Origin of the sequence: Pantoea sp. OXWO6B1 (assembly GCF_001641135.1) — a bacterium.
In the GTDB taxonomy this organism is placed as follows: Bacteria; Pseudomonadota; Gammaproteobacteria; order Enterobacterales; family Enterobacteriaceae; genus Pantoea; species Pantoea allii.
Genome location: NZ_LWLR01000001.1, coordinates 2,551,197 through 2,574,580, shown reverse-complemented (window position 1 = coordinate 2,574,580; position 23,384 = coordinate 2,551,197). Strand labels below are relative to the sequence as shown.

General features: G+C 55.6%; 22 protein-coding genes. 12 read left to right on the top strand and 10 right to left on the bottom strand.

The window, feature by feature from the left end; all coding sequences use genetic code 11:
- Positions 1-5: 5 nt before the first annotated feature.
- Positions 6-1,256 carry a CmpA/NrtA family ABC transporter substrate-binding protein gene (locus A6A26_RS14265; RefSeq protein ID WP_063879339.1) on the bottom strand — a complete coding sequence of 417 codons (1,251 nt, stop codon included), beginning with the start codon at positions 1,254-1,256 and terminating at the stop codon, positions 6-8.
- Between the two features lie 260 nt (positions 1,257-1,516).
- A complete protein-coding gene (locus tag A6A26_RS14260) occupies positions 1,517-2,740 on the bottom strand; it encodes a nitrate regulatory protein (RefSeq protein ID WP_063879338.1) in 1,224 nt (407 codons plus the stop codon).
- Positions 2,741-3,220: 480 nt separating this feature from the next.
- Here A6A26_RS14260 and A6A26_RS14255 point away from each other — a divergent pair, with 480 nt between their 5' ends.
- The 8 genes from A6A26_RS14255 to A6A26_RS14220 all read left to right on the top strand — a co-directional run bounded on the left by A6A26_RS14255 (position 3,221) and on the right by A6A26_RS14220 (position 12,173).
- Positions 3,221-3,712, top strand: a complete 492-nt coding sequence (locus A6A26_RS14255) for an SH3 domain-containing protein (protein ID WP_063879337.1) — start codon at positions 3,221-3,223, stop codon at positions 3,710-3,712.
- Between the two features lie 70 nt (positions 3,713-3,782).
- Entirely contained in the window at positions 3,783-5,000 is a 1,218-nt protein-coding gene (gene icmH / locus A6A26_RS14250) for a type IVB secretion system protein IcmH/DotU (protein ID WP_063879336.1), read from the top strand.
- Entirely contained in the window at positions 5,000-7,108 is a 2,109-nt protein-coding gene (gene tssM, locus A6A26_RS14245) for a type VI secretion system membrane subunit TssM (RefSeq protein ID WP_063879335.1), read from the top strand. Before icmH ends, tssM begins: the two co-directional genes overlap by 1 nt.
- A gap of 13 nt (positions 7,109-7,121) precedes the next feature.
- Positions 7,122-7,820 (top strand): type VI secretion system-associated protein TagF, encoded by a 699-nt coding sequence (gene tagF / locus A6A26_RS14240; RefSeq protein ID WP_063879334.1) that lies wholly within the window; start codon positions 7,122-7,124, stop codon positions 7,818-7,820.
- Positions 7,821-7,854: 34 nt separating this feature from the next.
- Entirely contained in the window at positions 7,855-8,982 is a 1,128-nt protein-coding gene (gene tagH, locus A6A26_RS14235) for a type VI secretion system-associated FHA domain protein TagH (RefSeq protein ID WP_063879333.1), read from the top strand.
- Positions 8,979-9,755 carry a PP2C family protein-serine/threonine phosphatase gene (locus A6A26_RS14230; protein ID WP_063879332.1) on the top strand — a complete coding sequence of 259 codons (777 nt, stop codon included), beginning with the start codon at positions 8,979-8,981 and terminating at the stop codon, positions 9,753-9,755. The genes tagH and A6A26_RS14230 overlap by 4 nt, the downstream gene beginning before the upstream one ends.
- A 13-nt stretch (positions 9,756-9,768) precedes the next feature.
- On the top strand, positions 9,769-10,722 hold the full coding sequence (locus tag A6A26_RS14225) for a hypothetical protein (RefSeq protein ID WP_063879331.1): 954 nt from the start codon (positions 9,769-9,771) through the stop codon (positions 10,720-10,722).
- A gap of 44 nt (positions 10,723-10,766) precedes the next feature.
- Positions 10,767-12,173: a serine/threonine protein kinase gene (locus A6A26_RS14220; RefSeq protein WP_063879330.1), complete on the top strand. Its 1,407-nt coding sequence runs from the start codon at positions 10,767-10,769 to the stop codon at positions 12,171-12,173.
- Positions 12,174-12,232: 59 nt separating this feature from the next.
- Here A6A26_RS14220 and A6A26_RS14215 read toward each other — a convergent pair whose 3' ends face one another.
- A complete protein-coding gene (locus A6A26_RS14215; RefSeq protein WP_164484284.1) occupies positions 12,233-12,907 on the bottom strand; it encodes a gamma-glutamylcyclotransferase in 675 nt (224 codons plus the stop codon).
- 482 nt (positions 12,908-13,389) lie between these two features.
- Positions 13,390-13,620: a putative cation transport regulator ChaB gene (gene chaB / locus A6A26_RS14210; protein ID WP_063879328.1), complete on the bottom strand. Its 231-nt coding sequence runs from the start codon at positions 13,618-13,620 to the stop codon at positions 13,390-13,392.
- Between the two features lie 365 nt (positions 13,621-13,985).
- On the opposite strand from chaB, the gene chaA reads away from it, so the two are divergent.
- On the top strand, positions 13,986-15,077 hold the full coding sequence (chaA, locus tag A6A26_RS14205) for a sodium-potassium/proton antiporter ChaA (protein ID WP_063879327.1): 1,092 nt from the start codon (positions 13,986-13,988) through the stop codon (positions 15,075-15,077).
- Positions 15,078-15,140: 63 nt separating this feature from the next.
- On the opposite strand, the gene kdsA is transcribed toward chaA, so the two are convergent.
- Genes kdsA through hemA form a run of 6 tightly spaced genes read right to left on the bottom strand, consistent with a single transcriptional unit; the run spans position 15,141 to position 20,487 of the window.
- Positions 15,141-15,995 (bottom strand): 3-deoxy-8-phosphooctulonate synthase, encoded by an 855-nt coding sequence (kdsA, locus tag A6A26_RS14200; protein ID WP_063879326.1) that lies wholly within the window; start codon positions 15,993-15,995, stop codon positions 15,141-15,143.
- Positions 15,996-16,020: 25 nt separating this feature from the next.
- Positions 16,021-16,830 (bottom strand): invasion regulator SirB1, encoded by an 810-nt coding sequence (gene sirB1 / locus A6A26_RS14195; RefSeq protein WP_063879325.1) that lies wholly within the window; start codon positions 16,828-16,830, stop codon positions 16,021-16,023.
- The gene (locus A6A26_RS14190; protein ID WP_063879324.1) at positions 16,827-17,225 is read right to left on the bottom strand and encodes a SirB2 family protein; all 399 of its coding nucleotides are present in this window, start codon (positions 17,223-17,225) and stop codon (positions 16,827-16,829) included. Before A6A26_RS14190 ends, sirB1 begins: the two co-directional genes overlap by 4 nt.
- Positions 17,226-17,263: 38 nt before the next feature.
- Complete coding sequence (gene prmC, locus A6A26_RS14185) at positions 17,264-18,106, bottom strand: peptide chain release factor N(5)-glutamine methyltransferase (protein WP_063879323.1); 843 nt, start codon at positions 18,104-18,106, stop codon at positions 17,264-17,266.
- Positions 18,106-19,188, bottom strand: a complete 1,083-nt coding sequence (gene prfA, locus A6A26_RS14180; RefSeq protein ID WP_063879322.1) for a peptide chain release factor 1 — start codon at positions 19,186-19,188, stop codon at positions 18,106-18,108. The genes prmC and prfA overlap by 1 nt, the downstream gene beginning before the upstream one ends.
- A 42-nt stretch (positions 19,189-19,230) precedes the next feature.
- The gene (gene hemA / locus A6A26_RS14175; protein ID WP_063879321.1) at positions 19,231-20,487 is read right to left on the bottom strand and encodes a glutamyl-tRNA reductase; all 1,257 of its coding nucleotides are present in this window, start codon (positions 20,485-20,487) and stop codon (positions 19,231-19,233) included.
- Positions 20,488-20,703: 216 nt separating this feature from the next.
- Between hemA and lolB the strand changes: the two genes are divergently transcribed.
- The 3 genes from lolB to prs all read left to right on the top strand — a co-directional run bounded on the left by lolB (position 20,704) and on the right by prs (position 23,265).
- Complete coding sequence (gene lolB, locus A6A26_RS14170; RefSeq protein WP_063879320.1) at positions 20,704-21,327, top strand: lipoprotein insertase outer membrane protein LolB; 624 nt, start codon at positions 20,704-20,706, stop codon at positions 21,325-21,327.
- Complete coding sequence (gene ispE / locus A6A26_RS14165; protein ID WP_063879319.1) at positions 21,324-22,181, top strand: 4-(cytidine 5'-diphospho)-2-C-methyl-D-erythritol kinase; 858 nt, start codon at positions 21,324-21,326, stop codon at positions 22,179-22,181. Before lolB ends, ispE begins: the two co-directional genes overlap by 4 nt.
- A 136-nt stretch (positions 22,182-22,317) precedes the next feature.
- Positions 22,318-23,265, top strand: a complete 948-nt coding sequence (gene prs, locus A6A26_RS14160) for a ribose-phosphate diphosphokinase (RefSeq protein ID WP_006118899.1) — start codon at positions 22,318-22,320, stop codon at positions 23,263-23,265.
- The last annotated feature ends 119 nt before the right edge of the window (positions 23,266-23,384 follow it).

Genomic DNA, 23,384 nt, shown 5'->3' with positions numbered 1-23,384 from the left:
CTCTCTTAACGTTTAATAGCGAAGCTGGCAGCGTAGGCGGCTGGATCGCTGCCATCCCATACTTTGCCGTCGATTAAGGTGCTGCTGCGCATGTCGCTGCCGGGCAGCGTGACGTTGCCGACCGCGCTGGCAGCCTGTTTGTAGATATCAATACGGTTGATCTGCTTCGCGACCGCCAGATAATCCGGATCGCTGTTCACCATCCCCCAGCGCTTCAGCTGAGTCAGGAACCACATGCCATCAGAGAGATAGGGAAAACTGACGCTGCCGTCGTGGAAAAAGCGCATGGCGTGGGGGTCCTGCCATTTTTGACCCAGCCCGTTTTCGTACTGGCCCAACATGCGTCCTTCCAGGGTTTCGGGTTTGGTGTTGATCCAGGCCCGCCCGGCCAGCACCTGGGCCGTTTCACGGCGGTTATCGTCCGACGCATCGATCCAGCGGGCAGCCTCCAGCACCGCGGCAGTGAGCGCACGGGCCGTATTCGGGTTGGCGTTGACCCACTCAGCGCGGGTGCCCAGGATTTTTTCAGGGTGATCCGGCCAAATCTGCTGGCTGGTGGCGGCGGTAAAGCCGATATTGTCGCTGATAGCGCGTTGGTTCCACGGCTCGCCGACACAGAAGCCGCTCATGTTGCCAATCTTCATATTCATCACCATTTGCGGTGGCGGCACCACGACGGTGCGCACATCGTCAAAGGGGTTGATTCCGGCATTGGCCAGCCAGTAATAGAGCCACATGGCGTGAGTGCTGGTGGGAAAGGTATGGGCGAAGGTGAAGCTGCCTTTCGCCTGGCCGTCGATGGCCTTTTTCAGGCTTGCACCGTCGGTTACCTGCTGGGCTTTAAGCTGGTTCGACAGAGAGATGGCCTGACCGTTGTTGTTCAACGTCATCAGGTTCGCCATATCATGCTGGGGACCGGCAACGCCCAGTTGCAGGCCATAGATCAGACTGTAGAGCACGTGTGCGGCATCCAGCTCACCCGAGGTGAGTTTGTCGCGCACTGCCGCCCAACTGGCTTCTTTGCTGGCCTGCAGCGTCAGACCATATTTCTTGTCAAACCCTTTAACCGAGGCCATCACCACCGGCGCACAGTCGGTGAGGGGAATAAAGCCGACGCGCACGGTCGGTTTTTCTGGGGCATCGGAACCCGCCGCCCACACTGCGTTGCGCAATCCCGGCAATAGCCAGAGTCCACCGACGGCTGCGCCGGATAACAGCAGTTGACGACGAGAAAGTGAAACTGGCGATTTGCTCATCTTTGCCACCCTGAAGAGATAAAAAAAAGGCGTCCTCCCCACTGCTCTCACAGGGGAATGGACGCCTTTATCCAAAGCACTCGCTCTACCGCCGTTGGCAAAGCAAATACACATACTCATTAAGGTAAAGCAAACCGCGTGCCAGAGTGATGAGTGCGGTCAAAACAGCCTTGTGCGGGCCTGCGCGATGGTTTTTTAACCGTTTTTGCACGGTAGTGACGCAGATCACGCACAAGCGTTGTGCAGCTAACACTTTCGGGTTAGCGCTTCACCGTGGCGGCAACCGTTACGATCGCCTGGGCGATTTCCGGTAAGCGTTTGTTCTGGTCCATCGCGCTTTTGCGCAGCATTTGCCACGCGTTTTCTTCGCTCAGGCCATGCTGCTGCATTAACCAGTTTTTAGCCTGGTCGAGTAGCTTGCGCTCTTCCAGCGTGGCGCGCATCGCGGCCAGCTCGTTAGCCTGACGCTGCAGGCGTTGGGACTGTTCACCAATCAACGACAGTAACGATCGCCCGAGCTGGGGAGCGAGCCCCTCGCTGTTGAGGGTAGCAGGCTGGTTCTCCAGCCAGTCTGCGCCTGAGACATAGAGGGTAAAATTGCAGCCTGACTGCGCCACACTTAAGGGTTCACCGGCCTGATGCTGTGCCAGGGCGATAGCGTCACGGCAGCGTGACATCAGCACGGCAGAGAGTTGATCCTCCAGCGACTTCATCTGATCGAGGCGCTCCGAAAGCAGTGAGAACCAGTGCAGTGCACCGCTGTCGTCGCGTCTGCCATCGGTGCAGGCGATGCGCCGTAGCCGTTCGATCTCCCGACCTGGCTGGGCCAGAGGCTGCCAGCTGAGAAGCACCGCCTCATCCGCAAACTGCTGAAAAGTTTTGAAGTTTTGTTCCTGCGCTTCGATTAACGCCACCATCGTACTGCGCTGTTCGGCACTAAACTGCCCGGCCGCAAATCCGGCGGCGCCCTGTGCCCGCTCCTGTCCGGTCAACTCCTTGCCCTGCATAAAGCTAAACAGGGCAATGAGTGCCCGGGTAATTTCCGGGTGGCTGGATGTGTCGGCGGCTTCAAAAACCAGATTGAGCAAACTTCGGATAACAGGGCTAAACGCCATCATGGCCTGCGCGTGGGTAATCTTCAGACCAGCGATCTGCTGGCGCAGCGCGGGTAATTCTGCCAGTGCCTGCAAGGCGGCAGCTATCAGGTTGCAGAACCGGCTGTATCCCGGCTGTGCCTCCGCCCTGGGTAATGCCTGACAAAAGGCAAGCTGACTGCGGCTGACATCCTGTTCACTCGCCTCACGCTCCTCGCCATACAGCCGCCCCTGTGAGCAAATCCACAGGTTGCTGGCACCGCGTTCGCGCTGTAGCTGATGGACTAATTCACTCACCGTGGTAATTAATTTACCGGTCTGGCGAAGTCGCTCCAGACTGGCGATATCGCTTTGCCGTGAGGCCTGCAACCAGCTCAGTGCGTCATCCATTGCTCATCTCTCTCAATGCAAAAAAAGAATAAAGCAAAAGCCATGCCGCTTCCGGTTCACCGTCCCTAAAGATTGTGACGCGTAAACAATGACCGTATTCGTCACCGGCCAGGCATTGCGTGCCATTAAGTCGTTAAGAACGCTTACTCTTTTTTTGCCTGTCATCTGAATGTGACATTATGCAGCCGGCTTGTCAGGCGGCCCTGACAGCGTCCGCTTTCTCTGCGGTTCAGGGGCGGCGGAACCGGCGCATCAGGGCGGTGGGATAAGAAGATGATGAACGCGCATTACCATGCTATATCATTGGGTGCAATGGTTTGAATTCTCAAAAGTCTTAGGTAGACTGAGCGCGGTACAGGATGAATGTCATTTGCCCGTTTATCTTACCGGCTTGCCTACCCGTCTGCGCTTCCCCCGTGAAGGTGAACGGTCGTGTTCTGATGAACAACATGCAGGTATATTGATAATATCGTGAGGAAAATGGTGAAAAATAATTTAGCGTTTATCCTGTCAGTGGGACTGTTATTGTCCGGCTGCAAAACGCCACCGCCCTCGGTGAATGATGACACGCTGGTCACCAGTGATATTCAAGGCGTGAAGCTGGTACACCGCCATGCGGTAGCTGCCCCGACAACCTTTACGCCCGTCAATCAAACCTGGCGCGCCCTGTATAACGCGTCGGTGATGACCCAACCCGACTACGGCGGCAAGGTCGTCCGTTATCTTGAGGCTGGAAAACCTTTTGAGGTCCTCGGCAGCGTCGAGAACCACTGGCTGGCCATTGCCGATAAACCGGACGGGATGTTAACCGGTTACGTGCCGTTAAAGGCGGGCGTGGAAACGCATCGTTACGATGACACCTTACGCAATGACCGTCCGCGTCCGCGGAAAACGAAACAAGTGTGCGTTGACGTCGGGGGCGACAGCAAAGCCTGCCGTAATACCGCGACGGCGACCTGGATTCTGAACTAATGAAATTTAACACCTGCCGTGCTGGGCACTCTGCCAGAAACGCTACCTGTCGCGGGAAAAACACACAGTAATGAGCGTGGAATCATCACCGCGAGAGGTTACGACCTCGGGTACCGAAAATCTTTTACTTAACGCTGCCGCGCCACTGCTGAATGCGGTGGTGCAAATTCGTCAGGCCGCCACTCATGACGACCCCGCGGGTTTACGTCAGTCGCTGATGGATGAGGTGCGCGTATTTGAGCAACGCTGTAAGCAGGCGGGCCTGCCGTTTGAAATGATCATTGGTGCGCGTTACTGCATCTGCAGCGCTCTGGATGAGGCCGCCGCGCAAACGCCCTGGGGCACGCGCGGCGTCTGGTCCGGAAACGGCATGCTGGTTACGTTTCACAATGAAAGCTGGGGTGGTGAAAAATTCTTTCAGCTGCTGTCCCGTATCTCGCAAAGCCCGCAGCAGCATCTCTGGCTGCTGGAAATCATTCATTACTGCCTGTTATTAGGTTACGAAGGTCGCTACCGGGGCAGTGAAAAAGGCCGGGCACAGTGCGACAGCCTGCGGGCACGGTTAAAAGTCCTGATCGATGAAACCCGCGCCCAGCAGAGCACCGATTCCCCTCCGCTGGTGCAGGTGCATCCGCTGGTCAGCACGCTTGCACGTCCGATGGTGCCGCTCTGGGCCTGTGCAATGCTCGTCGCCCTGATTGGCTGCCTGATTTACAGCGGGCTAAACTGGCGGCTGGGCAATGCGGCCGAGCCGCTGCTGCGCAGCCTGTATAACATGCCGTTGCCGCAGATTACGGTAAATCGCCGCCCTTCTTCGCCCCAGGCCCTGCTCGATTTGCGCCAGCGGCTCAATGATGTGATCGCCGCCGGCCAACTGGAAGTCAGTGACGGTGCCTTTGGCAGTAAAGTCATTATTCCCGCGGACAAGCTGTTTGCCGAGCAAGGCACGGTGATCAATCCGGTGGGCCGGGCCATTCTGGCGCGGGTCTCCAGCGCGATGAAAGATGTTAAGGGCACGATTCTGGTGTCGGTGTTTACCGATGATAAACCCGTGGACGGCAGCCGTTTTGCCTCCAGCTATGAATTTTCTTTTGCCCGGGCGCGTGCCGTCAGCCAGCTGCTGCAGGTTCAGCTTGCCGATGCGCATGTGATCCGCTCGGAAGGACGCGGTGACAGCGATCCCCTGCTGCCCAACGACAGCAGCGAAAACCGAACCCGTAACCGACGGGTTGAAATCACGCTGTTTGCCGCACCTGAAACACTGAGCACTCACCAAGGAACACACTGATGCGCGCTTCATTTCGCTTATTTTTAACGCATCGGCTGCTGTGGAGCTTTATCGGCGTCACGGCACTGAGTTGCCTGTTGTGGATGCTGGGGCCGCTTATTGCATGGGATGAAACCCGCCCGCTTGAGCCTGCCCTGCACCGCGAGATCGCGGTGAGCATCCTTTATCTGCTTTGGATCGTGCTTCAGCTGATCCCTGCGGTTTACCGTGCATGGTATAACAGCCGTCTTCTGGATCGGCTGCAGGTCGTAGAAAGCGACGATCCCGCCGAGCGTCAGGCGACTGAAGCGCTGCTGAGCCAGCGTTTCAGCGACGCGGCCATGCGCCTGAAACGCACCCATTTTGGTCGCCGTCAGGGCAGCCTGTGGGCACGCATCAATGCCAACTATCTCTACCAGTTGCCCTGGTACCTGATGATTGGCGCGCCCGGTGCCGGTAAAACCACCGCGCTGCTGAATGCCGGACTGAAGTTCCCTCTTACCGATACCTTTGGTCACGAGGCGGTGCGCGGCGTCGGCGGCACACGTCATTGCGACTGGTGGTTTACCGACAGTGCCGTACTGATCGATACCGCCGGGCGCTATGCGCTTCAGGAAAGCCAGCGCGCCCGCGACGCCAGCGAGTGGCAGAGCTTTATTAATTTGCTGAAGCGCTATCGTGCCCGGCAGCCGATTAATGGCGTCATCATGACCATCAGCGTGGCGGATTTGCTGAGCGATTCCGCCGAGGCGCGTTTTGAGCAGGCCAACGCCCTGCGCGAACGCCTGACCGAACTGCATCAGCACACCGGCATTCACTTCCCCGTGTATATCATGCTGACCAAAACCGACCTGCTGAAAGGCTTCATGAGCTACTACGGCACGCTGGATAAAGCCCGACGCGATGCTATCTGGGGGTTCACCTTCCCCTGGGACGCCGGCAAGCCGAATAAGCAGGACTGGCACCCGCATTTTGACCTGCAGTTTACGCAGTTAGCCCAGAAGCTGCAGTTGCAGCTGGCCGATCAGATGACCCACGAGCGCGATCTGAATGAGCGGGCAGAGTGTTTCCTGTTTCCGCAGGAGTTCTCGTCTCTGCGCCCGCTGCTCAGCGAATATCTGGATATCGTGTTTTCTCAGCGTGCTGACACCGTTGCCTGGAATCCGCGCGGCCTGTTTTTTACCAGCGGCACCCAGGAAGGATTACCTTTTGACCGTGTCATGGGCGAGTTGAGCCGCAAACTGCAGCTGCGCCAGGCCGGTTCCCATTCTATTGCCGCCTGGGATCGCGTTAATCGCAACAGCCCCATTCCCGGTAATAAAGGCCAGAGCTTTTTTATTCGCGATCTGCTGAGTAATCTGGTGTTTAAAGAGAGCGGCCTGGCGGGCAGCAACCGCCGCTGGGAATACCGTAATCAGCTTTTACACTGGATTGGCTACGGCATGCTGGCCGGTGCGCTGGTGATCATGAGTGGGTTATGGTTGGTGAGCTACTATCAAAACCAACATTATCTGCAGCAGGTTTCGGCGCGAATGCCGGTTATCTCACAACAAAGTCAGCAGGTGATACATCAGCCTGCTGATAATATTTTTGATCTGCTACCCTTTCTGAATAACCTGGTGAAGTTGCCTGTGTCCGATCAGTTTTCTCTCGATAATCCGCCGTTTACTATGCGTGCGGGGTTATACCGGGGAAATCAGGTCAGCGATGCGGCCTGGGCGCTTTATCAAAATGCGCTTAAGTCTTTATTACTGCCGCGCGTTGCCCAGCAGATCACCAACCTGCTGCGTAACGACCCAGGTGATGATAACGAATACAGCCGTAACGCGCTGCGGGCCTATCAGATGCTGTACCAGCCACGAAATTATGATGGGGAATTTCTCCGCGCCTGGCTGCTGCAGAATCTGCAGCGTTCGTTACCGGACAAGGTCAGCGCCCGTGATTTGCAGCAGCTGGACTGGCATTTGAGTCAGTTGCTGGATCAGCAAATTCAGTCTTCGCCTTATGCGCGCGATAACGCGCTGATGTTGGGCAAGCTGGCTGATAATTTAAACCATGCAGGTGACAGCAATACCCTGCTGGCCGTCGCGCCCCGTAAAGCACAGCGCCTGACGACGCATAACCCATAATGGCGAGGTGAACATGCCTGCATCTCTGGCCCCTGGCTGGTACGGCAAATTGCCCTCGACGGGGGACTTTTTGCATCATCGGTTAACCGAGCAGCTTATTGCCCCCTGGAACCACTGGTTTCAGCAAGGCCTGGTGCACTGGCATCACCAGGACGGTGCGGTGAATGCCGACTTTTTACGCGCCCCGGTATGGAATTTCGTATTACCGATCACCCCAACCCGCAATCAGGTGCAGATGGGTTGTCTGCTGCCCTCCTGCGATCGGGTAGGACGCGCCTGGCCGCTTCTGGCGCTGCTGAGCTTTCCCCTGGCCCAGTGGCATCCGGCGCAGCTGACCATCTCTGGCGACTGGTTTCAGGAACTGGGTGCCACGCTACTGAGCGCCGTGACGCAGCGCCTTACGCCGGCCCAGCTGGAGCAGCAGATTCAGGCGCTGACGCCGCTGATGATCCCGGTACAGCAGCACTCCGATATTATGGATGTAATCGGTTTCCACGATTTGCCTTGCACCCTGAGCTGGCAGGAAGTCGCCGAACGTTTCGACCCTCAGCAACACATTAGTTACTGGTGGAGCAATCGCAGTGACGGTTTCGTTCATGCCACACACAAGCATAGCGGCAACCTCACAGCGGAACTGTTCTCATTACTGTTTAATCCGGCGGCAGGTGCACAGCCGGGACGCAATGGCCTCTATCCACCGATGTTTGAGTGAGGCGTTGCTACTGTCCTCCATGACGGGATAACTCATGCAATTTACCATCGTACAATGCACGTCTGATATTCCGGTGAAAACCGTCACCTTTCATCCGCCGGGCGGCACCATTGGCCGCAGCCAGGATAACGACCTGGTGTTACCGGATGAAGCCCGTTCTATTTCGCGTCTGCAGGCGCTGGTGCACCTGTCAGGCGAAGGCGAATGCCGTTTGACCAATCAGGGCAACGTTACGCCTGTCGAACACAACGGTGTGCCGCTTAAGCGCGGCATGCAGGTGCACCTCAAGCACGGTGACGCCCTGCGCATTGGTGACTACGCCATTGACGTGCGCGATCCGGCGTATCACGGCGTGAACAGCGATCCTCTGGCGTTTTTTTCCCATGCCGCCACGCGTAGCAATCCGCTGGATATTCCCGAGCATGCGGAGGTGGAGGAAGTCACGGAAGAGCCTGTACCGAAGCGTCCTGAACGTCGCGGCGACGCCAGGCTGGCGATCGATCCCCAGATTAGCGAAACTTTTCATGCGCCCTTTGCCGCCGGGCTGGATCAGGACAAGCTGGTGGCGGCGCTGCTGGACGGAATGGGGCTGAAAAACGGCCACAATACGGTGATCAGCGAAGAGCAAATGCGCACCACAGGCCGGATGCTAAGCCTGTTCTCTCAAGGTACGGTTGCCCTGCTGTCGTCGCGTTCCATTCTGAAACGTGGCGTCAAAGCCGAAATGACGATGATCCTGAACGAGGCCAACAATCCCTTCAAAATTCTCCCCTCAGGCAAAACCGTCTTGATGCAGATGTATCAAAGCCAGATGCCGGGTTTTATGCAGCCCGAACAGGCCGTGCGCGATGCGTTGGTCGATCTGCAGGCGCATCAGTTGGGCATGATTGCCGGAATCCGCGCGATTATCGCCGCGATGCTGCAGTCGTTCAATCCTCAGGGGCTGGAAGAACAGGCACGCGCGGACGGCGCGGTGTCGAAAACCCCCTTTTCCCCCTTTAAAAAAGCTGCCCTGTGGGACTATTTTACTCGCCGCTACCAGCGTACCGCCGGGGAAATCGAAGACGATTTTCACACGCTGTTTGGGGAAGCCTTTCTTCATGCCTATGACATGGAAGTGAATCAGTACAAAGACTCACAGACGCGCACGGATGACGCATGAACATTGCCTTTGCCAGTCAGTATCAGCAGGGGCTGCGCGCTGAGAATCAGGATCGAACCGGCGTCATAGTGGATGAACGCAAAGCCTGCTTTGTGGTGTGCGACGGCGTGGCTGGCTTGCCCGGCGGCGACCAGGCGGCGCAGCTGGTGTGCGATGTCCTGATTGAACAATTACTCACCTGCGACCAGGTGACGCCAGCCCTTACCCGGCAGGCGGTTGAAAAGTGCCGATCTTTACTTGAAATAGCCCAGGGTAATAATCCGAATTTTTCCACCATGTGCACCACGCTGGCAGGCCTGTTTATTGACCGTACGCGACAGCGCGCATGGTGGGCGCACGCGGGTGACAGCAGGGTTTATCACTTCCGTCACGGGGTGCTGAATGAGGTCACGCGTGACCACAGTCTGGCGCAAAAGTTAAGCGATGCGGGCTATGAAAATACCGGAATTAACAGTAATTTACTCTATAATGCGCTCGGCATAGAACCTGCCCATCCGGTGAGCTTCTCTGACGAAATCATGCTGGAAGATGGCGATGCGTTTTTAGTCTGTAGCGACGGTTTCTGGCTCAACCTGACCACCACGGAAATGGAGCAGGCGCTGCGCATGGTAAATGCCTGTGACGAGTGGCTGATGTTAATGGAACAGGCGGTGAGCCGCGACGTAAAGAAAGACAACCTTAGCGCACTGGCCGTATGGATTGGTGAGCCGCAAGATGCCACCCTGCTCTATACGCTGGCCGATTCCGCGCGTTTTCTGCCATCAGGTTATTGATTAAAGGAATTCTATGAAATTGTGGTTGCCCGCTATAGCCACGTTGTTTATGGCCTTTACTGCGCAGGCGGAAAATTATCGCGTGGTGTATTCACCCAGTCTTGAACTGGAAGTGTATATCGACAACGTTGCGGGCAAAACGCCGGATGAGTGGTGCCAGGAAACACTGCCGCTGCGTATTGTGTCGGGTAAAGGTCAGGATGCTGAGGTTTTAAAAACGTTTTTGCCGCGCGTGGGCACGCTGTTAGCCAATCAGTGTAACGATCTGGACGTGCTGCCCTGGCAAATGACCAATAGCGAGGGCAACGTGCTGGCCAGCGGCAGCGCCAGCAAATTGCAAAACTGGCGACTGATTGTGAATACCGATGCCAAAGCCACTGCCCCTGCACAGAGTGCGGTCTCGCCCAGCCTGTCGCGTCCGGCAGACGGCACGCCGCTGCAGCATTTCGCCTTACCAAACGGCTGCCGTTTTCGCACGGCCTGGGACGCGCGTGGGCTGGCTATGTTTGTGCCCGACATCGGTAAACAGCAGTGCTCCGCCGAGGGCTGGCTGGAAGGTAAAAGTGACATAACCCTGAGCGGTGGCGCGCAACCACAGATGCTTGCGATCAGCTTTTATCAGGGCTATCCCATTGCCAACCTGACGCTATCCGACCAGCATCTGCAAATTGTGGACGTTAATAACCAGCGCATGATTCTGGCCCGTTCCGATGCGCCAGACAGCTGGATGGTCTTGCCCTTTGATGTACAGCAGCATCTGTGGCGTTTTGACGGAACCTTATTGATCAAAGCCGATAAAACGGCGGCACAGCAGAATGCCAGCGCGCTGACCTCGCGCATTACTGCCCTGCGCAGCCGATGGGCGACCGGTATGACATCGTCGCAAAAAGTGAATGTGTTACTTGTCGACGCCTTACGCGCGGATCGGGTCGATCCTGCTGAAGGTGCATGGCGTAACATCCATTAATTACCGCGTAGCCTGACAAGCAGGCCCCGTTCAGAGAGTCTATTATGTCGGCAAATGACAGTCAGAAAACAATACCGAATGCCTTGCCTGACGGATATCGTTTTAACGAGTTCGAAATTAAAGAGGTGATTGGCGGCGGCGGTTTCGGCATTGTCTACCGCGCATGGGATCACCAACTCGAACGCACGATTGCGATTAAAGAGTACATGCCGGTGTCGCTGGCGGTAAGAACCGAAGACTTATCACTGGCGCTGCGCGGTGAACGGTTTCAAAAGCTGTTTAACGCGGGCCTGAACAGCTTTATTCAGGAAGCCCGACTGTTGGCGCGTTTTAACCATCCTGGTTTACTTCACGTCCTGCGCTTCTGGGAACAGAACGGCACTGCCTACATGGGCACGCTCTACTACAACGGCATGACGTTAAAAGAGTGGCAGGTCACCAGCCATGAGGCGATTTCAGAAGCCTGGATACGTCGCCTGCTGCCGCCGCTGTTAGGCGCTATCAACACCATTCATCAGGCGGGCTACCTGCATCGGGATATCTCGCTGGATAACATCCAGATTCAGGAAAATCAGCTGCCGGTGCTGCTCGACTTTGGCTCCGCCCGTAAAGAGATTGGCAATCTTTCCGACGAAACTGAAATCATGCTCAAACCGGGTTTTGCGCCCATTGAGCAGTACAGTGAAGAAGGCGAAAGTGAACAGGGGCCGTGGACGGACATTTATGCGCTGGGTGCCGTGTTACATACGTTGATTACAGGCTCTCCGCCGCCGGTCAGCGTGGTGCGCTGCATTGAAGATAATTACCAACCGCTGGTGGCACGTAAACCGCAGGGCTACTCGCTGCCGCTGCTGCACGCGATTGACTGCGCGCTGACGATGAAGCCCCACGCTCGCCCGCAGAACATTGATGAGTTTGCCGCGCTGATTGATTTGCCCGTCAGCGACGTTGAGGCGGTGGTGAACAGCCTGCAACAGCGTAATGATGAGCAGTCTATCAGTGACGCCGCGTCAGCCGAGACCGTGCCGCCGGTCGTGTTAGCCATGAATCACGGTGCCACGATGGCCGAGCCGTTAACCGGACGCAACGTACGTCGCCTGTCGCCGGGATTACTGGCGCTGGCTGGCGTCGCGATGATTGCGGTGGCGGTAGTAGTCTGGATTGAGAATACGCGTACGCCTGCTGCTTCGCTCGTTGATAAGAGCCATGCGTTACCGGCTACCGGCACGGTACCCGCCGGTCTGGCGATGGTCTATCTTAAGCTCACCAGCGACGAACAGGTGGTGCTGAACGGTCAGCCCGTTGCGGTGCATGCCAGCAGCAACGGTTTTGCGGTGTTGAATCTGGCCGCCGGGCAGTACCGTATTGACGTGCGGGCCGGGAACCGGCTTCGCAGTCAGTCACTTCTGATTGATAAACCCGGCACCTGGCTGATTAATCCCACCAATTAATTCGGTGCCAGCCTGCGCTGGGCAGCCCTGCAGGCTACCTGCCTGGATGGGTGCGTGGTTCAGGCCTGCTTCAGCCAGTCTTGTTGCAGCGCACGTACCTGGTGCGCCAGGCGGATCAGATCGTCCTCTTCCATTCCGCGTTTGGTCAGCTCTTCTTCCAGCGAGAAGAGATACTGGGCATTCGAACCCAGCGGCCCGGTCGCCGCAGCAATTAACGGCGCAACCGCCTGCGGACAGGTATCATCCTCATACAGCGGATGGCGGGGGTCCATAATAAACACCAGGGCAGAAACACGACGTCCGTCTTCCAGCGTCAGCTCACACCAGGTAGGCAAATAGCACCCGGTGATCATTTCACGTTTCCACAGCAGTTCCAGTTCGTCATGCAGACGTTCTTCCGGCAGGCGAAACGCCAGCCCGCGGGTAATACCGCCCTCTTTCAACGCCAGCATACGTCCCGGATGCGAAGCCGTGCCGCGCCCGGCAGTCAGGCGTAAGCAAAAGGCGCGATGCCAGCCGTCCAGCGACGCCGACGCAACCTCATCAGCTTCAAAAACCGGGTTCCACATCAGAGAACCGTAGCCGAAGATCCATACCGGGCTGTGATCGGGCCGACAGGCCAGGGTTGCCGCCAGCGATGCCGCGCGCTGTTCACAACTCCACAGGAGTGTCTCCTCAATATCACCAAATGATGTTTTACAATCCGCTTTTAATAAGAATTCCCGGGTTAGCAATGCGACCTCCTCGACTTTCACCACGTCCTGTGTAAGTGGCTCCTCTGCTTTGTTATGTTCAACATTCACTAATTTACGCTCTGTTCATTAAACTGACATTAATTATTAACACAATCAGTTGCAAGCAAGAGTCGGAGTAGAAAGTAAAAATTTGCCTATATTGCGGTATTAACAGAAAGGTTAATTGCACACCAAAAGGATATTTTAAAAAAACAGGAGATGTAACAGCCCGTTATTACAGGTTGCTTGCGCGCCGTCTGAATGGCTTAGCGGATGAAAAATAACGTAAAAAGGGTTACCCGCTAATGACCGTATATAGCCAGATTAACGAGGAAGGTTGTTGCGTTTAATGACCGTTTCGGCGTGAAATAAAGCCGTAAATACCTGCACGCACCGAGACAGAAAAATGCCTTCCCGTCCATGGGACAGGCTACAGGACGACGCGGAGTGACCTGACGTTTGCGTGATGATGGCGCAGGGCACTACTTTTTAGGATGCCATTTATCATCATCGCCTTTCTGGTATTGATGTTTTACCGCCGACCAGGCCACCTTGTGCGCCACCTCTTCACGGGATTCATCACCGCGACGGTCATCGGGATGCTTGTACTCTGTCCAGGCGTGGTTAAAAGCCTGCTGATAGATGTCCTGAGCATGTGCAGGCAAAACGTTTTTCACACTCTCGGGAAGGTCGTTTCGGTTAGCGTAAGGCATCATGTCTCCTCAGTTAACAAGCGAGTTAATAAGCCTGGCGTAGATGAGTGAAAATGCAAACCCGCACTTATTACCGCCTTTACGGGTTTCGCCTTCAATGGCAGCTTAACGACAACCTTCCCTGAACTTTTATCTTGATAAAATCCAGGATAATGCCGCAGCCGCTTAATGCTTGTTACTGATTTAGTGAATAAAATCCCCAATAAGATAAAGTTATCCGCCTTTCAGGCAAAATCCCTTTAAAAGTAAAAAGCGGTAAATTTTTACATTAGGTGCGATTGAAAAGTTAAACTGCGTAACCTATAAGTTTCAATGTAATGGTGGGTAAATGAATTACCCCTTTTATTCAGCAGAGAGGATGGTGAATGCCTTCACATGAAAAAACACGTCACAAAGAGTTTTCACTGATACTTCCCCTTATTGCCCTTGGCATACTCTATTTTTTTAATGCACAAACCTCACTGCCCATCGTGGTTGGTATTAACTTACTCGCGCTGGTGGCGATTCTTAGCAGCGCCTTCAGCGTGGTGCGCCATGCGGATGTTCTGGCGCATCGTCTCGGTGAACCCTATGGCTCGCTGATTCTCAGCCTGTCGGTGGTCATTCTTGAAGTCAGCTTAATCTCGGCGCTGATGGCAACCGGTGATGCCGCGCCCGCCCTGATGCGCGATACACTTTATTCCATCATCATGATCGTGACCGGTGGTCTGGTCGGCTTTGCGCTACTGCTGGGCGGGAATAAGTTTGCTACGCAGTACGTGAATCTGGCCGGGGTAAAACAGTACCTGATTGCCATTTTTCCGCTGGCCATCCTGGTGCTGGTGTTCCCGAATGCGTTACCCGGTGGGAACTTCACGACGGCCCAGGCACTGCTGATTGCCGCGATCTCCGCTGCAATGTATGGCGTTTTCTTGTTAATCCAGACCAAAACCCATCAGAGCCTGTTTGTGTATGAGCATGAAGATGAAAGCGATGATGGCGATCCCCATCACGGTAAACCCTCTGCCCACAGCAGCGTCTGGCACGCTATCTGGTTGATTATCCATCTGATTGCGGTCATTGCCGTGACCAAGATGAATGCCAACCCGCTGGAGCATTTACTGAGCGAGATGAATGCGCCTAAGCAGTTTACCGGCTTTCTGGTGGCGTTATTAATTCTGTCGCCAGAAGGTCTGGGGGCGATCAGAGCCGTGTTGATGAACCAGGTCCAGCGCGCCATGAACCTGTTCTTTGGCTCGGTGCTGGCGACCATTTCACTCACCGTGCCTGCCGTCTCGATCATCGCAACCCTGACCGGACAAGAGTTGGTGTTTGGCCTGGAGCCACCGCAGATGGTGATTATGATTGCGTCACTGATTCTGTGTCAGCTCAGCTTCTCGACTGGCCGAACCAATGTCCTGAACGGCGCGGCCCATCTGGCCCTGTTTATCGGCTACCTGATGACAATCATGCTGTAACCTGCTGACCTGAGACGAAAAAAAAGAGCGAATTCTCGCTCTTTTTTATTTTGTGCAGACAGCTTAGTTACTGGTATCCAGCGCCGGGAAGCTCTTGACCAAATCATCAATGGCTTTCATCTGCACCAGGAAAGGCTCCAGCTTATCCAGTGGCAACGCCGACGGGCCATCACACTTGGCACTGTTTGGTTCCGGGTGGGCTTCGATAAACAAGCCGGCAATCCCTACAGCCATACCGGCACGGGCCAGTTCGGCCACCTGAGCACGGCGACCACCGGAGGCGGCACCGAAGGGATCGCGGGTTTGCAGCGCGTGCGTTACGTCGAAAATGACCGGCGAATTCTTAGTCACGTTCTTCATTACGTTAAAGCCCAGCATATCCACAACCAGGTTGTCATAGCCAAAGTTACTGCCACGATCGCACAGAATCACTTTGTCATTTCCGCCTTCGGCAAACTTATCGACGATGTTGCCCATCTGGCTCGGGCTGACAAACTGTGGCTTCTTCACGTTAATGACCGCACCGGTTTTCGCCATCGCCTCAACCAAATCGGTCTGACGCGCGAGGAAGGCTGGCAGCTGAATCACATCAACCACATCAGCAACGGGCTGCGCCTGCGCTGCTTCATGAACGTCCGTGATGATTTTCACGCCAAACGCCTGCTTCAGCGCCTGGAAAATCTTCATGCCCTCTTCCAGGCCAGGACCACGGTAAGAGTGAATAGAGGAACGGTTAGCTTTGTCAAAAGACGCTTTGAACACGTAAGGAATGCCGAGTTTGTCGGTCACTTTTACATAGTGCTCGCAGATGCGCATGGCGAGATCGTAGGATTCCAGCACGTTCATGCCGCCGAAGAGAACAAATGGCAGATCGTTTGCGACCTTGATATCACCGATACTGACGACTTTCTGTGTCATGCCCTTTCCTTATCTGGGGTGACGCTTAATGCAGCGTCACGCGTTTTTGTTCGATTGCGTGAATCTGAACTTTGATCATCTCGCTGACCGGGTCTTCAGGACACTGTTCAACGAAGTAGGTTAAGTCATTTAACGCGATATGCTCGCACTCAAGCTGAGCGTAAATTAAACCACGGTCGCGAATCTCATAGGGATCATCTGGATCAATCCGCAGTAACACCTGGCTGACGTTTAGCGCCAGTTCCATCTGCTTCTCTTCCATCAGCGCCGCTTTCAGCGTATCCAGCATCTTGCGCATGACGCTCTCGGTTTTGGCTTCGTCCAGATCGTCATCATACAGACGCGCCAGCGGACTGATATTGCCTTTTAGCCACACTTCCAGCGTGTGCGTGTCCAGCGTGTCCCCGTTAAAGGGATTAATCAGCCATTTATCCCCGTCGAGCCAGTCGGCACGCAGAATCAACTGGGTCGGGAAAATAACCGGCATCAGGGGCAATTCGAGTTCAGCCGCGATATGCAGCAAAATCACGCCCAGCGACACAGCCGTGCCCTGACGGGTTTTCAGGACCTTATCCAGCCAGAGTGCATCTGACAGGTTATAAACCCCGCTGGCACCGCCAAATTTCCACTGTTTGTAAAACAGCTCCAGCAGCTTTTCGAGCTTTAAATCGGCATCCTGTTCCTGACTGACGTAGTCACGGGCTTCTGCCACTAAAGCAGCTAACTGTGCTTCAACCGACAGCGCCGGAAAGTCAGTGCGGATGGCCATCGTGGCACCAATCACTGCCTCACACAGCGGCGTCTCACTGTAATCAAGTTGTTCGGTGGAGCTCATACTATCCCCAGTAACGGCATTTTACTCAGTGCCAGCTTAATGATCGTCACCAGCGCAATCAATGCCACGATAAAGGCGATCCAGCGGGTGCGGTCAGAACGAGGGCGGCGACTTAATGCCACCGACCCAAGGGCAATATAGATAATAACGCCTAACAGCTTCTCAGTCAGCCAGCTTCCCTGAGGCGAAAACGGATAGAAATGGGTGATCATCACCAGCGATGCGCCGCTCAGGAGCAACAGCGTGTCATTAATATGGGGAAGAATGCGCACCCAGCGCTGTTGCAGCATGGCAGAGCCCACGCGTTGCCAGTAAAAACGCAGCAAAAACAGTGAAATGGTGACTGCCACGGTCAGCAGGTGCAGATTCTTAATTAGCGGATAGTAAGCAAACATCGTTCATCCATGTTGTTCTTCAGTATTCAGTCGCGCGCTTAAGCCGGACCGGAGGCTGCCTGCCCAAACGTGACCCGGGGATGACCGCCATAATCCTTCGCCGTCGCCACGGACAGATAATGGTGCTGTTGCATCAGCTGACGCACGGCTTCATCCTGTTGCCAGCCGTGCTCAAGCAGCAGCCAACCGCCAGGCTGCAGCCAGTTGATCGCCTGCTCAATTAGCAGCCGTAAATCCGCCATGCCCGCCTCGTCCGCCACCAAAGCGCTGCGCGGTTCGAAGCGCACATCGCCCTCGTTAAGATGACGATCGTTGGCGTCGATATAGGGAGGATTACTGACGATCAGGTCGAAGCGGGCAGGCGCTAGCTGCGCAAACCAGTGGCTGTGTAAAAAAGTGGCGTTAGGGATGGCCAGATAGTCGGCATTGTGTTTTGCCAGTTCTACCGCCGCAGGAATGCGATCGATGCCGATAATGTCACAATCCGGACGTTCACTGGCGATCGCCAGGGCAATCGCCCCGCTTCCGGTGCCAAGATCCAGCACCCGCGAAGGTGACGCCGGCAGATGCGCCAGCGCCTGCTCCACCAGTATTTCCGTGTCGGGCCGTGGGATCAGCGTGGCGTCGTTCACCTTTAGCGGCAGCGACCAGAACTCCCGTTCGCCCACCAGATGGGCAATGGGTTCGCCCCGGGCGCGACGCGCCAGCAGAACCTCTAGCTGTTGCAACTGGGCACCCGTGAGCAGGGTTTCATCAAAGGCCACCAGCCAGCTGCGGGATTTGCCGGTGACAAACCCCAGCAGGATCTCGGCGTCTCGTTTCGGACTGTCGCCCCCGCATAAGGTGGCGACCGCCTGCTTGAGCCAGTGACGGATATCCATTAATCCTGACCGGCCAACGCTGCCAGTTGGTCAGCCTGATATTCCTGCACGATAGGCTCAATCAGACTGTCCAGCTTGCCTTCCATGATTTCGTCCAGACGGTAGATCGTCAGGTTGATACGATGGTCGGTTACGCGGCCCTGGGGGAAGTTGTAGGTGCGAATACGGTCGGAACGATCGCCGCTGCCGAGCAGATTACGGCGCGTGCTGGCTTCGACTTCGTGACGTTTTGCCATTTCAGCCGCATGAATACGTGCGCCCAGTACGGACAAGGCTTTGGCTTTGTTTTTATGCTGGGAACGTTCGTCCTGGCACTCCACCACGATACCGGTTGGCAGGTGGGTAATTCGAATCGCGGAGTCGGTGGTGTTAACGTGCTGACCACCGGCACCTGAGGAGCGGAAGGTGTCGATTTTTAAATCCGACGGATTGATTTCCGGCAGCTCGGCTTCCGGCAGTTCCGGCATCACCGCCACCGTACAGGCGGAGGTGTGGATACGGCCCTGGGATTCGGTTTCCGGTACACGCTGAACACGGTGTCCGCCTGACTCAAACTTCAGCCGACCATAGGCACCGTCGCCCATCACGCGGGCGATCACTTCTTTGTAGCCGCCGTGTTCGCCCTCATTGGCACTGACGATTTCTACCCGCCAGCGACGTGCTTCGGCGTAACGGCTGTACATGCGGAATAAATCACCGGCAAAAATGGCCGCTTCATCGCCGCCGGTACCGGCGCGCACTTCCACAAAGCAGTCGCGCTCATCGTCGGGATCTTTCGGCAGCAGTAACAGCTGCAGTTGTTGCTCCAGCAATTCGCTTTTTTCGCGCGCTTCCAGCAGCTCTTCCTGCGCCATATCGCGCATCTCTGGATCGTCGAGCAACATTTTAGCGGTTTCGATATCTTGCTGGTTCTGCTGCCACTCGCGGAAACAGCGCGTGACATCGGTCAACTGAGCATATTCACGCGACAAAGCACGAAAGCGGTCCTGATCGGCAATCACGCCGGCATCGCCCAGCATCGCTTCCACTTCTTCGTGGCGCTCCTGCAGCGCTTCCAGTTTAGCAACAATAGAGGTTTTCATTTAACTGTGGGATTCCCGTAACAGATGACGACAGCAGTGTGCCTAATCGAGACCCAGGCTGTCGCGTAAAATCTGCAGGCGTTCGCTATCGCCGTCGCGGGCGGCCTGCTGAAGAGATTTGGTTGGTGCATGAATTAAACGATTGGTCAGCTTATGGGCCAGTTCCTGCATCACTTTTTGCGGGTCGGCACCCTGCTGCAGCGCCTGTAGCGCACGGCCTTCCAGCTCTGCGCGAATATCCTCTGCCTGAGAGCGATACTCGCGAATGGTGTTGACCGCGCCTTGCGAACGCAGCCATGCCATAAAATCACTGCATTCCTGCACGACGATGCTTTCTGCCTGCACCGCAGCGGCTTTACGCTGGGCGAGGTTTTGCTCAATGATGGCCTGCAGGTCATCGACGCTGTAGAGATAGGCGTTGGCTAACTTGCCCACTTCCGGCTCCACGTCGCGTGGAACCGCAATATCGACCAGCAGCATCGGCTGATTACGGCGCGCTTTCAGCGCACGTTCCATCATCCCTTTACCAATAATAGGTAACGGGCTGGAGGTAGAGGTAATCACAATATCGGCGTCGGCCAGACGGGAATCGATATCGGCCAGACTGATCACTTCGGCGCCCACTTCATTCGCCAGCACTTCCGCCCGCTCACGGGTACGGTTCGCGATGATCAGCTTTTTCACCTGATGCTGGCTCAGATGACGAGCCACCAGCTCAATGGTTTCTCCCGCGCCAACCAGCAATACGTTTACCGTGGACAGCGATTCAAAGATTTGACGCGCCAGCGTACAGGCGGCAAAAGCTACAGACACGGCGTTCGCGCCAATATCCGTTTCGGTACGGACGCGTTTGGCAACGGAGAACGTTTTCTGGAACATGCGTTCCAGCTCGCTGCTAAGCGCATGGCCGCGCTGAGAGTCGGCAAAGGCTTTTTTCACCTGGCCCAGAATCTGAGGCTCACCTAACACCAGGGAGTCCAGCCCGCTGGCAACGCGCATCAGGTGGCTCACCGCCTCATTATCCTGATGCCAGTACAGGCTGTTACGCACATCCGCTTCATCAAGCTGATGATATTCGCACAGCCAGCGCACCAGACGCTCCTGGAGATCGACCTGTTGCTCTACACTCAGGTACAGCTCGGTTCGGTTACAGGTGGAGAGCACGACGCCACTCTGCACCATAGGCTGAGATAACAGGCTGTTTAAGGCCTGCTCCAGCGACTCCGGCCCGAACGCAACGCGTTCGCGCAGAGCAATGGGTGCAGTTTTGTGATTGATTCCGAGTGCGAGCAGCGTCATAGCGTTTTAGTTGGGTTGTCCCAATAAATGTCAGGTTTTTGTGAAGCGCATTCTACAAGATGCAGCAGATCAAGAAAAGCCATACAAAGGCTATGACTGTAATAAGATTAAGCCGATCATAGCGTTTTTGCCGTATAACAGCATTGACGGTTAAAACGCGGATGGTTAGCGTTACCTGTTATCAATTAAAAATGTGTCCGAGGAGATGACCACTTGATGCTGACTTCTACACGCAACCTGTTGCGCCTTTTACCCCTTGCCAGCGTTCTGCTGGCTGCCTGTAGCATCAATAAACCACAAGGCCCTGGCCCAAGCGTCACCGCGCCACAGTGGCAACAGCATCAGCAAGCCGTCAGCCACGTTACGCAGTATCAGACGCGCGGCGCGTTCGCCTATCTGTCGGATAAACAGAAAGTTTATGCCCGCTTTAACTGGCAGCAGACCGCAGCCGATCGCTATCGCCTGCTGTTAACGAACCCATTAGGCAGCACCGAGCTTCAGCTGGATGCTCAGGGTTCGGTGGTGCAGATTGTGGACAACAAAGGCAAACGTTATGTCAGCAACGATGCGCAGAAGATGATCTCGCAGCTGACCGGTATGGATATCCCGCTGACCAACCTGCGCCAGTGGATGATGGGCCTGCCGGGCGATGCGACCGATTATCAGCTCAACGAGCAGTATCAGCTGCGCAGTCTGAACTATAAGCATGACGGCCAGAACTGGCAGGTGACCATTGCTGACTATGACAACAAGGTCAACCCACCGCTGCCCGCCAGCCTGGAATTAAAAGAAGGCGATCAACGTATTAAATTACGCATGGATAACTGGACGCTGAAATGATCACCACCTGGCCTGCTCCGGCAAAACTGAATCTTTTTTTGTACATCACCGGGCGTCGGCCAGATGGTTACCATAATCTGCAAACCCTGTTTCAGTTTCTGGATTATGGCGACAGCCTGGACATCACGCCCGACCAGAGCGACGACATCAGGCTGCTGACGCCGGTGCCGGGCGTGCCGGATGCACAGAATTTGATTGTGCGTGCGGCCGAAATGCTCAAGGCGGCGGCGCGCGAAAACGGCAGCCTGCCTGCCCGGGCCGGTGCGCGTATTGCCATTGAAAAGCGTCTCCCCATGGGCGGCGGGCTCGGCGGCGGCTCATCCAACGCCGCTACCGTACTGGTGGCGCTGAACCACCTGTGGCAAACGGGTTTTTCACCCGAGGCGCTGGCGCAAATGGGCGTGAAACTGGGTGCCGACGTGCCGGTTTTTGTGAAAGGCTATGCCGCCTTTGCCGAAGGCGTCGGTGAGGTGCTTTCTCCAGCATTGCCTGCGGAAAAATGGTATCTTGTTGCACATCCAGGCGTTAGCGTGGCAACACCGCTGGTCTTTAATGACCCGGCGCTCACCCGTGACACGCCCGTGCGCACTTTATCGGCACTTTTACAGGCTCCGTTCATCAATGATTGCGAATCAGTAGTAAGAAAACGTTTTCGTGAGGTTGATGAGCTTGTTTCATGGCTGCTAGAATACGCGCCGTCGCGCCTGACGGGTACAGGTGCTTGTGTGTTTGCTGAATTCGACACCGAGCATGCTGCTCGCCAGGTGCTGGAGCTTGCCCCACCATGGGTGCGCGGTTTTGTAGCCCGAGGCCTTAACGTCTCGCCGTTACAGCGCACTCTGCAAGGCGATTAGCGATAGCGTGACTGTGTCACCCCGTTCCAGACACAGCACGTTTCGCACTCACATACCCGTGTGAACGTTCACGACAGTATTCGCCGGTTACTGTCATGACGTTCATTCTCTGGACGCAAAGCCTGAGGTTCTTCTCGTGCCTGATATGAAGCTTTTTGCTGGTAACGCCACCCCGGAACTAGCACAACGTATTGCCAACCGCCTTTACACCAGCCTGGGAGACGCCGCCGTTGGTCGTTTCAGTGATGGCGAAGTAAGCGTACAGATTAATGAAAATGTACGCGGTGGTGATATTTTCATCATCCAGTCCACCTGTGCTCCCACCAATGATAATTTGATGGAACTGGTCGTGATGGTCGACGCGCTGCGTCGTGCTTCAGCTGGTCGTATTACCGCTGTTATCCCCTACTTTGGCTATGCCCGTCAGGACCGCCGCGTGCGTTCTGCCCGTGTACCTATCACGGCCAAAGTGGTGGCTGACTTCCTTTCCAGCGTTGGCGTTGACCGTGTTCTGACGGTTGACCTGCACGCGGAGCAAATCCAGGGCTTCTTCGACGTCCCGGTTGATAACGTATTCGGCAGCCCGATTCTGCTGGAAGATATGTTACAGATCGGTCTGGAAAACCCGATTGTTGTGTCTCCGGACATTGGCGGCGTGGTGCGCGCCCGCGCCATTGCCAAACTGCTCAACGACACCGATATGGCGATTATTGATAAGCGTCGCCCACGGGCGAACGTTTCCCAGGTGATGCATATCATTGGTGACGTTGCTGGCCGTGACTGTGTGCTGGTCGACGACATGATCGACACCGGCGGCACACTGTGCAAAGCCGCGGAAGCGTTAAAAGAGCGCGGTGCCAAGCGCGTCTTCGCTTACGCTACGCATCCTATCTTCTCCGGCAATGCGGTGGAAAACCTGCGTAAATCTGTGATCGATCAGGTTATCGTGTGTGACACCATTCCGTTATCTGAAGAGATGAAGTCGCTGCCAAACGTACGTACCCTGACTCTGTCAGGTATGCTGGCCGAAGCCATTCGCCGCATCAGTAACGAAGAGTCCATTTCGGCAATGTTCGAACATTAATCTTCGCAGGCCGGGCATCATGCCCGGCCTTTTCTTTTTCCCTCGCCGTTCCCCTCCGACAAAGCTGCTTGATTGACAGAAATTTTCGTTATGAGTCACCTCTGTTATTGTCACGCTCA